The sequence below is a fragment of the Streptomyces sp. RLA123 genome, assembly GCF_056270165.1.
The window spans coordinates 4,497,401-4,511,426 of sequence record NZ_JBWDOR010000003.1; the positions used below are offsets into that span (position 1 = coordinate 4,497,401).

14 protein-coding genes are annotated in these 14,026 nt (G+C 71.8%); 11 read left to right on the plus strand and 3 right to left on the minus strand.

Annotation, left to right across the window (positions count from 1 at the left end):
• Positions 1–94 precede the first annotated feature (94 nt).
• The 10 genes from tilS (at position 95) to RV983_RS20530 (ending at position 9,705) form a co-directional block, all read left to right on the plus strand.
• The gene (gene tilS, locus RV983_RS20485; protein ID WP_475987210.1) at positions 95–1,081 is read left to right on the plus strand and encodes a tRNA lysidine(34) synthetase TilS; all 987 of its coding nucleotides are present in this window, start codon (positions 95–97) and stop codon (positions 1,079–1,081) included.
• 36 nt (positions 1,082–1,117) lie between these two features.
• On the plus strand, positions 1,118–1,657 hold the full coding sequence (hpt, locus tag RV983_RS20490) for a hypoxanthine phosphoribosyltransferase (RefSeq protein ID WP_401592575.1): 540 nt from the start codon (positions 1,118–1,120) through the stop codon (positions 1,655–1,657).
• A gap of 194 nt (positions 1,658–1,851) precedes the next feature.
• Positions 1,852–3,903: an ATP-dependent zinc metalloprotease FtsH gene (gene ftsH, locus RV983_RS20495; RefSeq protein ID WP_475987211.1), complete on the plus strand. Its 2,052-nt coding sequence runs from the start codon at positions 1,852–1,854 to the stop codon at positions 3,901–3,903.
• A 117-nt stretch (positions 3,904–4,020) separates the two neighbouring features.
• Positions 4,021–4,629: a GTP cyclohydrolase I FolE gene (folE, locus tag RV983_RS20500; RefSeq protein ID WP_475987212.1), complete on the plus strand. Its 609-nt coding sequence runs from the start codon at positions 4,021–4,023 to the stop codon at positions 4,627–4,629.
• Between the two features lie 176 nt (positions 4,630–4,805).
• The gene (locus tag RV983_RS20505; protein ID WP_475987213.1) at positions 4,806–6,563 is read left to right on the plus strand and encodes a phosphatidylglycerol lysyltransferase domain-containing protein; all 1,758 of its coding nucleotides are present in this window, start codon (positions 4,806–4,808) and stop codon (positions 6,561–6,563) included.
• Positions 6,564–6,595: 32 nt separating this feature from the next.
• A complete protein-coding gene (folP, locus tag RV983_RS20510) occupies positions 6,596–7,450 on the plus strand; it encodes a dihydropteroate synthase (protein ID WP_475987214.1) in 855 nt (284 codons plus the stop codon).
• 70 nt (positions 7,451–7,520) lie between these two features.
• The gene (locus RV983_RS20515; protein ID WP_475987215.1) at positions 7,521–8,012 is read left to right on the plus strand and encodes a nuclear transport factor 2 family protein; all 492 of its coding nucleotides are present in this window, start codon (positions 7,521–7,523) and stop codon (positions 8,010–8,012) included.
• A gap of 201 nt (positions 8,013–8,213) precedes the next feature.
• A complete protein-coding gene (gene folB / locus RV983_RS20520; RefSeq protein WP_475987216.1) occupies positions 8,214–8,573 on the plus strand; it encodes a dihydroneopterin aldolase in 360 nt (119 codons plus the stop codon).
• Positions 8,570–9,160, plus strand: coding sequence for a 2-amino-4-hydroxy-6-hydroxymethyldihydropteridine diphosphokinase (folK, locus tag RV983_RS20525; protein ID WP_475987217.1), 591 nt, complete (start codon positions 8,570–8,572; stop codon positions 9,158–9,160). The genes folB and folK overlap by 4 nt, the downstream gene beginning before the upstream one ends.
• A gap of 50 nt (positions 9,161–9,210) precedes the next feature.
• The gene (locus RV983_RS20530) at positions 9,211–9,705 is read left to right on the plus strand and encodes a DUF3180 domain-containing protein (protein ID WP_475987218.1); all 495 of its coding nucleotides are present in this window, start codon (positions 9,211–9,213) and stop codon (positions 9,703–9,705) included.
• A gap of 25 nt (positions 9,706–9,730) precedes the next feature.
• Here the strand turns inward: RV983_RS20530 and RV983_RS20535 are convergent, their stop codons facing one another.
• Entirely contained in the window at positions 9,731–10,333 is a 603-nt protein-coding gene (locus RV983_RS20535; protein WP_475987219.1) for a GPP34 family phosphoprotein, read from the minus strand.
• A gap of 415 nt (positions 10,334–10,748) precedes the next feature.
• Here RV983_RS20535 and RV983_RS20540 point away from each other — a divergent pair, with 415 nt between their 5' ends.
• Positions 10,749–11,771 carry a hypothetical protein gene (locus tag RV983_RS20540; protein WP_475987220.1) on the plus strand — a complete coding sequence of 341 codons (1,023 nt, stop codon included), beginning with the start codon at positions 10,749–10,751 and terminating at the stop codon, positions 11,769–11,771.
• A gap of 60 nt (positions 11,772–11,831) precedes the next feature.
• On the opposite strand, the gene RV983_RS20545 is transcribed toward RV983_RS20540, so the two are convergent.
• Both RV983_RS20545 and RV983_RS20550 read right to left on the minus strand, forming a co-directional pair.
• Positions 11,832–12,974, minus strand: a complete 1,143-nt coding sequence (locus RV983_RS20545) for an NADH-quinone oxidoreductase subunit D (RefSeq protein WP_475987221.1) — start codon at positions 12,972–12,974, stop codon at positions 11,832–11,834.
• Positions 12,971–14,008: an SAM-dependent methyltransferase gene (locus tag RV983_RS20550; RefSeq protein WP_475987222.1), complete on the minus strand. Its 1,038-nt coding sequence runs from the start codon at positions 14,006–14,008 to the stop codon at positions 12,971–12,973. The genes RV983_RS20545 and RV983_RS20550 overlap by 4 nt, the downstream gene beginning before the upstream one ends.
• Between the last annotated feature and the right edge of the window lie 18 nt (positions 14,009–14,026).

The window sequence follows — 14,026 nt, forward strand, 5'->3', positions numbered from 1 at the left end:
TCGGGTATTGCACGCTGTCTGTCACCATCTAGCTACCCTGCGTCACTCCACTGCCTCCACTGCTCCGCAGTGCTCTTCAGGAGGGAAACCGGACATGGGTCCCCACCCCGCGGTCGCGGCGATACGCCTCGCGGTCCGCCGCGTACTCCAGGACGTCCTGACCGACCACGCGGGCGGCAGCCCGCTGGTGCTCGCCGCCTGCAGCGGCGGCGCCGATTCCATGGCACTCGCCACCGCGCTCGCCTTCGAGGCCCCCAAGCTCGGCATGCGCGCCGGCGGTGTGACCGTCGACCACGGCCTCCAGGACGGCTCGGACGTCCGCGCCGTGGACGTGGCCGCACGCCTGCGCGGCCTGGGCCTGGACCCCGTGGACGCGGTCGCGGTGACCGTGGGCCGCCAGGGCGGCCCCGAGGCCGCGGCCCGCGACGCCCGCTACGCGGCCCTCGACGCCGCCGCGGAGCGCGCCGGAGCGTCCGCCGTGCTGCTCGGCCACACCCGCGACGACCAGGCCGAGACCGTGCTGCTGGGACTGGCGCGCGGCTCGGGCATCCGGTCGCTGTCCGGCATGCCGTCGGTCAACGGCCGCTACCGCCGGCCCTTCCTGCTGCTGGACCGGGACACGGTCCGCAAGGCCTGCCTGGCGCAGGGCATCGACGTGTGGGAGGACCCCCACAACCACGACCCGGCCTACACCCGCTCCCGCGTCCGCCACGAGGCCCTGCCCGTGCTGGAGAAGTCCCTCGGCAAGGGCGTGGTCGAGGCGCTGGCGCGTACCGCCCAGCTCTCCCGCGACGACGCGGACGCCCTCGACCAGTGGGCCGCCGAGGCGGAACGGTCCGCCGTCGCTGCCGAGGGCGGCCTGGACATCTCCCGCCTGCTCGTACTCCCCCCGGCCGTACGCCGCCGGGTCCTGCGCCGCGCGGCCGTCGCCGCGGGTTCCCCGCCCGGTTCGCTCTTCGCCCGGCACATCGAGGAGACCGACCGCCTGCTCACCGCCTGGCGCGGCCAGAAGCCGCTCAACCTGCCGGGCGGAGTCGCCGTCGGGCGGCGCAATGGCAGACTGTTCTTCCAGGCCTTGTAGACCGAGCCGGAAGTTGTACGGGTGAACGAGAACGACATGGGCACCGACCTCGAGAAGGTGCTCATCTCCAAGCAAGAGATCGACGCCAAGCTGGCGGAGCTGGCTGCGAAGATCGACCGGGACTACCAAGGCAAGGACCTGCTCATCGTCGGCGTCCTCAAGGGCGCGGTGATGGTCATGGCGGATCTCGCCCGCACCCTGTCCTCGCACGTCACGATGGACTGGATGGCCGTGTCCTCGTACGGCGCGGGGACCAAGTCGTCCGGCGTGGTGCGCATCCTCAAGGACCTGGACACCGACATCGCGGGCCGTGACGTCCTGATCGTCGAGGACATCATCGACTCCGGCCTGACCCTGTCCTGGCTGATCAGCAACCTCGGCTCGCGCCGTCCGGCCTCGCTGGAGGTCTGTACGCTGCTGCGGAAGCCCGATGCCGCCAAGGTCAAGATCGACGTCAAGTACGTCGGATTCGACATCCCGAACGAGTTCGTGGTCGGCTATGGCCTCGACTTCGCGGAGAAGTACCGGAACCTGCCGTTCATCGGCACTCTTGCGCCGCACGTGTACGGCGGCTGAGGTCTGCGGGAACCCTCACGCGCTCCGCGGCGTTGGAGGGTGGTAACGCTGTTTGTTAACGGTCTCCGGCGACTTCAGGTGACAATGCTGGGGTACCGTCCGAAGGTCGGTTCATACACCGGATGCACCGGCGGCTCACCCGCCGCTGTGCCTCACTGTGGCAGGAGGGACGGGGCCGTGATCGCCCCGCATGGATGGACGTAAAGCGCTATTTCCGTGGGCCAGTCATGTGGATCGTGCTGGCTGTCCTCGCCGTGGTCGTATTGATGCAGGTCGTCGGCTCGTCCGGCGGCTACAAGACGGTGGACACCGGCCAGGTCATCGCGGCGATCGACACCAATCAGGCCAAGTCGGCAGAGCTGACCACAGGTGACGAGAGCACCATCAAGGTCCAGCTCAAGGACGGCGCCAAGGTCAATGGCAAGGACCTCGGCTCCTCGAAGATCAAGGCGAGCTACATCGGCGACCAGGGCGTCGACATCGCGAAGACGCTGCAGACGAAGTCGGAGAACGGCCAGCTCCCGCAGGGGTACACCGTCGCTCCCTCGAAGCAGAACGCCTTCGTCGGCATCCTGCTCTCGCTGCTGCCCTTCGTACTGATCGTCGTCGTGTTCCTGTTCCTGATGAACTCGATGCAAGGCGGCGGCTCCCGGGTCATGAACTTCGGGAAGTCCAAGGCCAAGCTGATCACCAAGGACACCCCGAAGACCACCTTCTCCGACGTCGCAGGCGCGGACGAGGCGGTCGAGGAGCTCCAGGAGATCAAGGAGTTCCTCCAGGAGCCGGCCAAGTTCCAGGCCGTGGGCGCCAAGATTCCCAAGGGTGTGCTGCTGTACGGCCCGCCCGGTACCGGTAAGACGCTGCTCGCGCGTGCTGTCGCGGGCGAGGCGGGCGTGCCGTTCTACTCGATCTCGGGTTCCGACTTCGTCGAGATGTTCGTCGGTGTCGGTGCCTCCCGGGTCCGCGACCTGTTCGAGCAGGCCAAGGCGAACGCCCCGGCCATCGTCTTCGTCGACGAGATCGACGCCGTCGGCCGGCACCGCGGTGCGGGCCTCGGCGGCGGTCACGACGAGCGCGAGCAGACGCTGAACCAGCTGCTGGTCGAGATGGACGGCTTCGACGTGAAGGGTGGCGTCATCCTGATCGCCGCCACCAACCGCCCGGACATCCTGGACCCGGCGCTGCTGCGTCCCGGCCGCTTCGACCGGCAGATCGCCGTCGACCGTCCGGACCTGCAGGGCCGCCTGGAGATCCTCCAGGTGCACCAGAAGGGCAAGCCGGTCGCGCCGGACGTCGACCTCAAGGCCGTCGCCCGCCGCACCCCCGGCTTCACCGGTGCGGACCTCGCCAACGTCCTCAACGAGGCGGCGCTGCTCACCGCGCGCAGCAACAAGAAGCTGGTCGACAACTCGATGCTGGACGAGGCCATCGACCGCGTCGTGGCCGGGCCGCAGAAGCGCACCCGGATCATGTCCGAGAAGGAGAAGAAGATCACCGCGTACCACGAGGGCGGACACGCCCTGGTCGCGGCGGCTTCTCCGAACAGCGACCCGGTCCACAAGATCACGATCTTGTCGCGCGGCCGTGCGCTGGGCTACACGATGGTGCTGCCGGACGAGGACAAGTACTCCACCACCCGCAACGAGATGCTCGACCGGCTGGCCATGACCATGGGCGGCCGCGCGGCGGAGGAGCTCGTCTTCCACGACCCGACCACCGGTGCCGCGGACGACATCGACAAGGCCACCACCACGGCCCGTGCGATGGTCACCCAGTACGGCATGACCGAGCGGCTGGGCGCGATCAAGTTCGGGTCGACTGACGGCGAGCCGTTCCTCGGCCGGGAGATGTCCCACCAGCGCGACTACTCGGAAGAGGTCGCCGGGCTGGTCGACGAAGAGGTCAAGAAGCTCATCGAGACCGCGCACAACGAGGCGTGGGAGATCCTTGTCGAGAACCGCGACGTCCTCGACAACCTCGTTCTGGCCCTCCTGGAGAAGGAGACGCTGAACAAGGAGGAGATCGCCGAGGTCTTCAAGCAGATCGTCAAGCGTCCGCCGCGGCCGGCCTGGACGGGCTCCTCGCGACGTACGCCGTCGACCCGCCCGCCGGTGCTCTCGCCCAAGGAGCTCGCCCTGACCAACGGCACCCAGCCGTCGGCCAACGGCACGGCCACCACGGCCGGCTCGCTGAGCAAGTCCGCCGAGAGCGTCGAGCTCCCGGAGGAACCCGGCGCCGAGGGCTGACGCCCCCGGCGTGGGATCGCTCACGCCCAACGGAATGTCCGCCGTGCCCCCCAGGTTCCTATCCTGGGGGGCGCGGCTTTTCCCGCGCGGCACGGCGTACGAGGAACGAGGCACACCATGACCGACCCGGTGACCCTTGAGGGCGACCAGAGCCCCATCGGCGAGTTCGACGAGAAGCGTGCCGAGAACGCGATCCGCGAACTCCTCATCGCCGTGGGTGAGGACCCCGACCGCGAGGGTCTGCGCGAGACCCCGGCGCGGGTCGCGCGGTCGTACCGGGAGATCTTCGCCGGGCTCTACCAGGAGCCGGAGGACGTCCTGACGACGACCTTCGACCTCGGGCACGACGAGATGGTCCTGGTCAAGGACATCGAGGTGCTCTCCAGCTGCGAACACCACCTGGTCCCGTTCGTGGGGGTCGCGCACGTCGGTTACATCCCGTCGATGGACGGCAAGATCACCGGACTGTCGAAGCTGGCCCGGCTGGTGGACGTCTTCGCCCGCCGTCCGCAGGTGCAGGAGCGGCTGACCACCCAGATCGCGGAGTCCCTGATGCGGATACTCGAACCGCGCGGTGTGATCGTGGTCATCGAGTGCGAGCACATGTGCATGTCGATGCGAGGGGTCCGCAAGCCCGGCGCCAAGACCCTCACCTCGGCGGTGCGCGGGCAGCTGCGCGACCCCGCCACGCGGGCCGAGGCCATGAGCATGATCATGTCGCGCTGAACCGATCGCCCGCGGCGTCCGGCGAGGGTCCCCCCGGGCGGGTACGACATCCGGGGGGACACGGTTGTGCCACCGACGCAACCTGCGGGCGGGAGTTCACGTCCTACAGGGCGCACCTCTCTGTACGCGATTGGGGCGTACGGCACTTTTCCGCATCGCTGGAGCTTGGTGGGGCCATGTCTGTCGTCGCAGAGGAAGATCCCGGAGTACGGGTGTCCCGGGGAGCCGAGCGGAGGCTTCCCGCGGTGGTGCCCGCCGCGGCGTCACCTCGGGCGGTGGGGACGGCGTGTGCGCTGATCGGGCTGATGGACCTGGCGGCCGGGATCTTCCCCCGCTTCCGGAACAGCCGGATGCACGTGCTGGCGGGGGTCGTCCCCGGAACCGTCACCTCGGTGGCCGCGGCGGCGGCCGTGGTGACGGGCATCTTGATGCTGATGCTGGCGCACGGTCTCAAGCGGGGGAAGAAGCGCGCCTGGCGGGCGGCGGTGATCCTGCTGCCGATCGGCGGGGTGGCGCAGGTGCTGCACCGTCACTCCCTGGGCGGGGCGGTGCTGTCGGCGGCCCTGCTGGCCCTGCTGATCCGGTACCGGGCGGAGTTCTCGGCGCTCGGTGATCCGCGCACGCGGTGGCGGGCGGTGGCGGCGTTCGCGGGACTGAGCGGGCTCAGCGTGGTGCTGGGGCTGGTCATCGTCAGTGCGCACCCGGCGGCGGAGATGGGCGACCCGACGGCGTCGCAGCGGCTCACCGAGGTGGTGTACGGGCTGCTCGGCTTCGACGGGCCCGTCAGCTACGCCACCGACCAGGCGGCCGATGTCGTCGCGTACTCGCTGGGCGGGCTCGGCTTCCTGATCACCGCGACCACCGCGTACCTGGTGCTGCGCCCCGCCCACCCGGTCGCCGAACTGACCGAGGAGGACGAGGAGCGGCTGCGCGGCCTGCTGGTCCGGCACGGTGCCCGCGACTCGCTCGGGCACTTCGCGCTGCGCCGGGACAAGAGCGTGGTGTTCTCCCCGAGCGGCAAGGCGGCGGTCTGCTACCGCGTGGTGTCCGGGGTTATGCTGGCCAGCGGCGACCCGATCGGCGACGTCGAGGCCTGGCCGGGCGCGATACAGCGGTTCATGGCGGAGGCCCGCGCCCACGCGTGGATCCCGGCGGTGATGGGCTGCAGCGAGACCGGCGGCGAGGTGTGGACCCGGGAGACCGGGCTGGACGCGCTGGAACTGGGCGACGAGGCCGTCGTGGAGACGGCGGCGTTCTCGCTGTCCGGGCGGGCCATGCGCAATGTGCGGCAGATGGTGAAACGGATCGAGCGGGCCGGCTATGTCTGCAAGGTGCGCCGGGTGGGCGAGTTGGACGAGAGCGAGCGCGCGGCGATCCGGCGCGCGGCCGACGCGTGGCGGGGCACCGAGACCGAGCGGGGCTTCTCGATGGCGCTGGGCCGCATCGGCGACCCGTCCGACGCGGAGTGCGTGGTGGCGACGGCCTACGACGCGGAGGGCGAACTGCGGGCGGTGCTGCACTTCGTGCCCTGGGGGACCGACGGGATGTCCCTGGACCTCATGCGGCGCGACCGTGCCGCCGACCCCGGCCTGAACGAACTGCTGATCGTCGCGGCGCTGCAACGGGCGCCGGAACTCGGGGTGAAGCGGGTCTCGCTGAACTTCGCGATGTTCCGCTCGGCGCTGGCGCGCGGCGAGCGGCTCGGCGCCGGACCGGTGCTGCGCACCTGGCGCGGGCTGCTGGTCTTCCTGTCGCGCTGGTTCCAGATCGAGTCGCTGTACAAGTTCAACGCCAAGTTCCAGCCCGAGTGGCTGCCGCGCTTCCTGGTCTTCCGCGCCACGAAGGACCTGCCCCGGATCGGCCTGGCCGCGATGCAGGCCGAGGGGTTCGTCACCCTGGCCCTCCCCGCCTGGGCCTCCCGGCGTCTTCGGTGACCGCCGTCCGGCCCGCCCCATAGGCTGGCCCCATGGGTACGATGCGCGGCCACGTGGCCGGATTGCCGTCCTGGGACCGGTGCGCGGTCATGGGCGTGGTGAACGTCACGCCGGACTCGTTCTCCGACGGCGGCGAGTGGTTCGACCCGGAGCTGGCAGTGAAGCACGGGCTGGACCTGGTGGCGGCCGGGGCGGACCTGGTGGACGTGGGCGGTGAGTCGACCCGTCCGGGGGCGGCGCGCGTGGACGAGGCGGAGGAACTGCGCCGGGTCATCCCGGTGGTCAGGGAGCTGTCCGGCTCCGGGGTCGTGGTGAGCGTCGACACGATGCGGGCCGCGGTCGCGGAGAAGGCGGTCGAGGCGGGCGCGGCGCTGGTCAACGACGTCAGCGGCGGCCTCGCGGATCCGGCGATGATCCCGGTCGTGGCGGCGTCGGGCAGCCCGTTCGTGGTGATGCACTGGCGCGGCCAGAGCATCGACATGAACAACCGCGCGGTGTACGCGGACGTGGTCGGCGAGGTCACCGACGAGCTGCGGCGCCGCTTCGACGCCGCGGTGTCCGGCGGGATCGATCCGGAGCGGATCGTCCTCGATCCGGGCCTGGGCTTCGCCAAGGACGCGGAGCACGACCTCGCGCTGATCGAGCACATGGAGGACCTGCGGACGCTGGGCCGCCCGCTGCTGATCGCGGCCTCGCGCAAGCGGTTCCTCGGCAGGGTCCTGGCCGGAGAGGGCGGTGATCCGCCGCCGGCGCGCGAACGGGACGCGGCGACGGCCGCGGTGACCGCCATCGCCGCGAGCCGGGGGGCGTGGGCGGTGCGGGTGCACGAGGTGCACGACAGTGCGGACGCGGTCCGCGTGGCGCGGGCGATCGAAGGGGCGCGATGAACGAGCGGCGGCAGTGGGCTCAGCGGGGTCAGCGGAGTCGGCGGGACGCGGCGGCGCAGGGGCTGTCGCGGTGACGCCGCGCACGGCCGAGGCGGCGCAGGTCGAGCAGGCGAACCAGGCGTTCTACGACGCGGTGGAGCGCTCGGACCTGGACGCGCTGGAGGAGCTGGTACTGACCGGCCCGCTGGCGGAGACGGTGTCGGTGGTGCACCCGGGGTGGCCGGTGCTGCGCGGGCGCCGGGAGGTGATGCGCTCGTACGCGCTGATCATGGCGAACACCGAATACATCCAGTTCTTCCTCACGGACGTGGAGGTGGCGGTCGAGGGGGACACGGCGCTCGTGACGTGCACCGAGAACATCCTCACCGGCGGTCCCGCCGAGGAGGAGGGCGAGATGGGCTCGCTGGTGGGCGGTCTGGTGGTGGCCACGAATGTGTTCCGGCGCACACCGGAGGGCTGGCGGCTGTGGGTGCACCACGGTTCCCCGGTCATGGCCGGCGCCGGTGAGGACGACCCCGCCGGCGGGGACGGCGACGCCGACACCGGGGAGGGTGCGGCCTGAACGCCGCCTGGGCCACCCGTTCGTGGCAAGAAGACGACAAGGGCGGAATACGCGCCTCCGCCACGGGGTAAGCGCGGGTCGTCCGGACCCCGGAAGCCCTGGTACTGGGGGCTGTCCGTGGTCGCAGGTAGATTCGAATAAGGGCGTACTGTTACGTCCTGCCCCTTCGTCCATCCGTTCGACGACCAGCGGGAGTGCATCGTGGACAGAGTCGCGCTGCGAGGCCTGAGAGCCCGTGGGCACCACGGCGTGTTCGAGCACGAGCGCCGCGAGGGCCAGGATTTCGTCGTGGACCTCGTCCTCGGACTGGACACCGCGCCCGCCGCGGCGACGGACGACCTGACCAGGACCGTGCACTACGGGATCGTCGCCGAGGAGGTCGCGGCCGTCGTGCAGGGCGAGCCGGTGGACCTCATCGAGACCCTCGCCCAGCGGATCGCCGACCAGTGCCTCAAGCACGAGCTGGTCGAGGAGGTGGAGGTGACCGTGCACAAGCCGCAGGCACCGATCACCGTGCCCTTTGACGACGTGACCGTATCGATCATCCGGAGGCGCCCGTGAGCTACGACCCCACCGTGCAGCCCGTCCCGGCCTCCGTTGTCGCGCAGGTCGACGCGGCGGACTCCACGCTGCAGAACCCCAAGTTCGCCGTGATCTCCCTGGGAGGCAACCTCGGCAACCGCCTGGAGACCCTCCAGGGTGCGGTGGACGCGCTGGAGGACACTCCGGGCGTCCGCGTGAAGAAGGTCTCGCCCGTGTACGAGACCGAGCCCTGGGGCGTCGAACCGGGCTCCCAGCCGAACTACTTCAACGCCGTTGTCCTGATCAAGACCACCCTGCCGCCCTCCTCGCTGCTGGAGCGCGGCCGGGCCATCGAGGACGCCTTCGCCAGGACCCGCACCGAGCGGTGGGGACCTCGGACCATCGACGTCGACATCGTCGCCTACCAGGGCGTGGTCTCCGAGGACCCGGAGCTCACCCTGCCGCACCCGCGGGCGCATCAGCGGGCGTTCGTGCTCGCGCCGTGGCACGACATCGACCCCGTGGCGGAGTTGCCCGGCGCGGGCCCGGTGGCCGGGCTGCTGGCCGGTGTGGGCCGGGAGGCGGTCTGGTCCCGCGGTGACGTGGAACTCAGACTGCCCGAGTAATCGTTGACGACTTCGTCGTTGTGTCCGTTGATGTGGGGAGCGAGTACTCGGTGAAGGCGCTGCGTATCAGGACCCTGATCGGTCTTTTCGTCGTGGCCGGGGTTCTTTCCTGGGCCGGCGCCAAGCTCTGGGACTCGGTGGGCACGCTGCCCAGCGTGCCCGTGGCCGCCCCCATCGTGCTGGCGCTGATCGCGGTCGTGCTGGCCGCCACCGCGCTGTCGCTGCGGTCCCGGCTGCGGGCCCAGCGCGAGCGGCGCCCCGGTGCCAAGGGAGTGGACCCGCTGCTGGCCGCCCGCGCGGTCGTCTTCGGCCAGGCGAGCGCGCTGGTGGCCGCCCTGGTCGCCGGCATGTACGGCGGCGCGGTCGTCTTCCTGATCATGTTCGAGCTCGACAACCAGCCCCGCCGCGAGCAGGCGATCTACGGTGGCGCGGCGGTGCTCGCGGGCGTCGCGGTGTGCGCCGCGGCGATCTTCCTGGAGCGGGTCTGCCGGCTCCCCGAGGACGAGGACGACCACCGCAACGGCGTCACGGGCAGCCGCGCGTGAGCGGCCCCGGCACCGGTCGCGGCGGTCAGTAGCCGCGCCGGACGTTCTCCGCGTGGGCGTCCTCCTGCCGCCTCGCGCGGCGCAGGCGCTCGGCCGAGAGTTCGCCCACGGCGTCGTCGACGGCGGCGAGCACGCCCGCCGCTGCCGGATCTGCGGCCGGGGGCGCGCCGTCCCGCAGTCCCACGGCCGCCCCGAGGCGGGCCAGCACGGGCTCCTCCGCCGCCCAGCGCTCCGCCGCGCGGCGGCGGGCCGGGGTGTCGGCCGGCACGATCGAGGTCGTGCGCAGGACCACCCAGCGACGGTGCCGCTTCTCGACCAGTTCGCCGTCCGCCTCCAGTGCGGCCAGATAGGCCGGGGCCAGGGCCCGGCCCCGCCGCCACAGCCAGTCGGCGACCGTCTCGTACGGCGCCTGGCGGTTCAGCGCCGCCGCGGCACGGTCCAGCAGCGGGTCGGCCAGGGGGGACCGTTCTCCGGGCACCAGGCGGCCCTCCGCCAGCGTCACGGCTCCGGCGGCCAGGAGGTCGACCGCCTCGGCCCCGGCGAGCGCGAGCGACAGATCGCCCGGCTCGACGGAGCGGCCGGACGCCGGTTCGGAGGCGGTGATCAGCAAATCCCGCGGTGTGGTCATGTGACGACTCCCCGTCGGGACGCCGTCCGGCGGCCCTCCCGCCGATTGTCACGCGACCGCCGCCCACTCGCCAGTGATCTCCCCGGGGCGGGGGCGTCGATCGGCACGGCCGGTCAATGGCGATCAGCACCGGAACGGCCTCCGGTGAATTCATCGCGGCGCCGGTGCCGCCTGCTGCCGGGGCCGGAACAGCAGGTCGACGTGGAGCGGAGGAGGACAGCCGGTGTGTGGCCGCCGAATTCCCCAAGTCCGGGTTCCGGCCCTGCTGCTGGGCAAGATCGGAATTCATTCACGCAGCGCATTCGGGCAACGCATCGTATCGATACGGGTGCCCTCCGTATTTGTCGTGGGGTGTTCAGTGCGAAATCGGATGGCGGAGCCCCATGCGACTCACGGGCACGCTAAGTTCCTTGGCATGCCACGTGGACGCCACCGCCATTCCCAGCCGCTGCACAGGCTGCTGCCGCCCGTGACGGTCGCCGGTTCCGCCGCGGCCCTCGCGCTCGGTGCGCTGGCGATCGGCGATCCGGCGCTGCTCCATGTCCTCGTGTTCGCGGCGGCGGCGTCCGCCGGTGCCGGTGCCTTCCTGCTGCGCAGTTGGGACCGCTCGGCCGGCAAGCAGGTAGCCGACCTCAAGACCGCCCGCGTGCGCGACGAGTGGCGTGCCGACGAGCGCATCGCGGAGCTGGAGGTCGACCTCGAGGACTCCCGCGACCTGCGCGGCAAGCTGGAGAACAAACTGCGCGGCAAGCGCGCCGAACTGGCCCGGCTGCGCACCGAGCACGCCGATCTGCTGCGCCGTTACGCCACCGCCGAGTCCGAGCGCGCCCGCGCTTTGGAGGACGGCCGCGTCCTGGCCGGCCGGGCCGCCGGTTCCGCCCTGCCGGTGCCGGCGAACGCGGTGGGCCCCACGGCCTACCTGCGGGCCGCCTCGGCGCTCAAGGACCTGTCGCGCAATGCCGCCCGCCAGCAGGCCGCCGCCACCGTCGAGGAGGCCCGCCGCCGCGACGTGGCGGACTCCGACGAGCAGCACGGCCGGCACGCCGCCTCGGACGGTTCCGCGGCCACCGAGGGCGTTCTGGAGCTTCCCGCCGGCAACCCGGCCCTGCCGGTGCGGCAGCCCAAGGCGCTGCCGGCCGTCGCCGCGGCCGTCCTTCCGTACGCCAAGCCGCACAAGCAGGCTTCCCGGGCCCAGGGCGGGTTCGACTTCTTCGGCACGGCCAAGAACGCCAAGGGCCAGCCGAAGGAGCTCCCGCCGGGGGCGGACGGGGCCGCGGAGGCGGACCTCGCCGACGTCGTCGGGGACGAGGCGCTCGCCGCCCGCGCCGCCCTGCAGTCCGATGCCGCGGCCGAGGCGGGCGCCGAGGTCATCGACCTCACCGTGCACGACGAGACCGAGCAGTTCGACCTCAGCGAGCTGCGCGCCCAGTCCTCGTAGTCCTCCGCCCCTGATCCTGATCCTGATCCCGCGGGCCCCGGCCGATGCGGCCTGCCCGGCTCACTTGTCGATGTCGCCGACGACGAAGAACATCGAGCCGAGGATCGCCACCATGTCGGCGACCAGGGTGCCCGGCAGCAGGACGGCCAGCGCCTGGATGTTGTTGTAGGAAGCCGAGCGCAGCTTCAGCCGGTACGGCGTCTTCTCGCCCTTGGACACCAGGTAGTAGCCGTTGAGCCCGAGCGGGTTCTCCGTCCAGGCGTAGGTGTGGCCCTCCGGGGCCTTGAGCACCTTGGGCAGGCGCTGGTTGACCGGGCCGGGGGGCAGCTCGGCCAGCCGGTCCAGGCAGGCGTCCGCGAGGTCCAGCGCGTTGTGCGTCTGGTGCAGCAGCATCTCGAAGCGGGCCAGGCAGTCGCCCTCGGAGCGAGTCGCCACCTTCAGGGTGTCCTGCAACTGCCCGTAGGCCAGGTACGGTTCGTCGCGCCGCAGGTCGAAGTCGACGCCCGAGGCGCGCGCGATCGGGCCGCTGACGCCGTAGGCGTGGACGTCCCGAGCCGGCAGCACCCCGACGCCGCGGGTGCGGCCGCGGAAGATCTCGTTGCCCAGCACCAGGTCGTCGAACGTCCCCATGCGGGAGCGCACTTGGGCCACGGCGGCGCGCGCGCGTCCGTACCAGCCGTTCGGCAGATCCTCCTTGAGGCCGCCCACGCGGTTGAACATGTAGTGCATGCGGCCGCCGGAGACCTCCTCCATGACCGCCTGGAGGTCCTCGCGCTCGCGGAACGCGTAGAAGATCGGCGTGATCCCGCCCAGTTCCAGGGGATAGGAGCCGAGGAACATCAGGTGGTTGAGCACCCGGTTCAGCTCCGCGAGCAGCGTGCGGGTCCACACCGCGCGCTCCGGGACCTCCATGCCGAGCATGCGCTCCACGGCGAGGACGACGCCGAGCTCGTTGGAGAAGGCGGAGAGCCAGTCGTGGCGGTTGGCCAGCATGATGATCTGGCGGTAGTCGCGGGCCTCGAAGAGCTTCTCCGCTCCCCGGTGCATGTAGCCGATGATCGGCTCGGCCTCGCTGATCCGCTCCCCGGCCAGCTTCAGCCGCAGCCGCAGGACGCCGTGCGTCGAGGGGTGCTGGGGGCCGATGTTCAGCACCATGTCCGTGCCCTCGGTGGCGCCGCCGATCCCGATCGTGGTCTCCGTCATGCGCCTAGTTTCCCACCCGTACCGGCCGTCCGTGCGGCCCGGTTGGGCGGGACGGCCCGGCTGAGCCAGAGGAACGCGCCGAGGCCGGTGGGGGCGGTGAGTTCGGCGGCCTGGCCGGCGGCGGCCAGGGCGCGGACGTAGCCGGCGGGGTCGGTGGACGCCAGGGAGAGCGGGGGACGGGTGCCCGTGACGCCGAGGGCGTGCAGGGCCTCGCGCTGGGTGGTGAGGCGGGCCCCGGGGGCGGCGCAGGCGTCCATGGCCACGTGGGAGGTGATGTCGCTGGAGCCGTCGGGCACGGCGGGGGAGATCTCGCGGCCCTCGCGGAAGGCGGTGAGCGTCCCGTACGGCGGCCGGGCGCCGGCCGTGTGCCCGTAGTCGACCGCGACGGCGAGCCCCGCGTCGAGGCAGGCCGTCGCGTCCGCCCAGGCGGCATCCCGCCACCGGCCGATCTCCGCCCGCGTCCCCTCCTCGGCGCCCGTGAGCGGCCACCAGCGGTCGAGCCATTCGGCGTCGGCGCCGCCCACCGGGCCGCCCAGCCGCTCGGCTCCGTCACGGGCGCGGACCAGGACGTAACGGGCGACGCCCTCCGCGTCCGTCTGCGCGATGTCGGCCGGCACGTTGTCCAGCCACTCGTTCGCGAAGAGCAGCCCGCGCACGCCACGCGGCGGTTCCGCGCACCATTGGACGCGCTCGTCCAGCCCGGGCGGCCGCGGGGCCTTCTCGACCGCCCAGACCCGCAGCCGCGGCTCCCGGAAGACCTCCAGGACCCCGCTGACCAGCTCTCCGGCGCCCGCGCCGACGTCGACGAACGCGAGCTCCGGCGGGTGCCCCAGGTCGGCGTCGACGCGACGCAGCAGTTCCGCGACGGCGCCGGCGAAGAGCGGCGAGGCATGGACGGAGGTGCGGAAGTGGGCGGCCGGCCGTTCGCGCCGGAAGAAGCCGCCGGGCCCGTACAGCGCCCGATCGGTGGCCTCCCGCCACCCCGTCCACTCGTCTGCTTCCCGGGGCGCGTCTGCGCTTGTGTCTTCGGTCACGGCTCCACCGTATGGGCG

Bases quoted from the DNA above. Each gene is read 5' to 3' on its own strand.
- tilS (WP_475987210.1), top strand. From the start codon at position 95: ATGGGTCCCCACCCCGCGGTCGCGGCGATACGCCTCGCGGTCCGCCGC.
- hpt (WP_401592575.1), top strand. From the start codon at position 1,118: ATGGGCACCGACCTCGAGAAGGTGCTCATCTCCAAGCAAGAGATCGAC.
- ftsH (WP_475987211.1), top strand. From the start codon at position 1,852: ATGGACGTAAAGCGCTATTTCCGTGGGCCAGTCATGTGGATCGTGCTG.
- folE (WP_475987212.1), top strand. From the start codon at position 4,021: ATGACCGACCCGGTGACCCTTGAGGGCGACCAGAGCCCCATCGGCGAG.
- RV983_RS20505 (WP_475987213.1), top strand. From the start codon at position 4,806: ATGTCTGTCGTCGCAGAGGAAGATCCCGGAGTACGGGTGTCCCGGGGA.
- folP (WP_475987214.1), top strand. From the start codon at position 6,596: ATGGGTACGATGCGCGGCCACGTGGCCGGATTGCCGTCCTGGGACCGG.
- RV983_RS20535 (WP_475987219.1), bottom strand. From the start codon at position 10,333: ATGACCACACCGCGGGATTTGCTGATCACCGCCTCCGAACCGGCGTCC.
- RV983_RS20540 (WP_475987220.1), top strand. From the start codon at position 10,749: ATGCCACGTGGACGCCACCGCCATTCCCAGCCGCTGCACAGGCTGCTG.
- RV983_RS20545 (WP_475987221.1), bottom strand. From the start codon at position 12,974: ATGACGGAGACCACGATCGGGATCGGCGGCGCCACCGAGGGCACGGAC.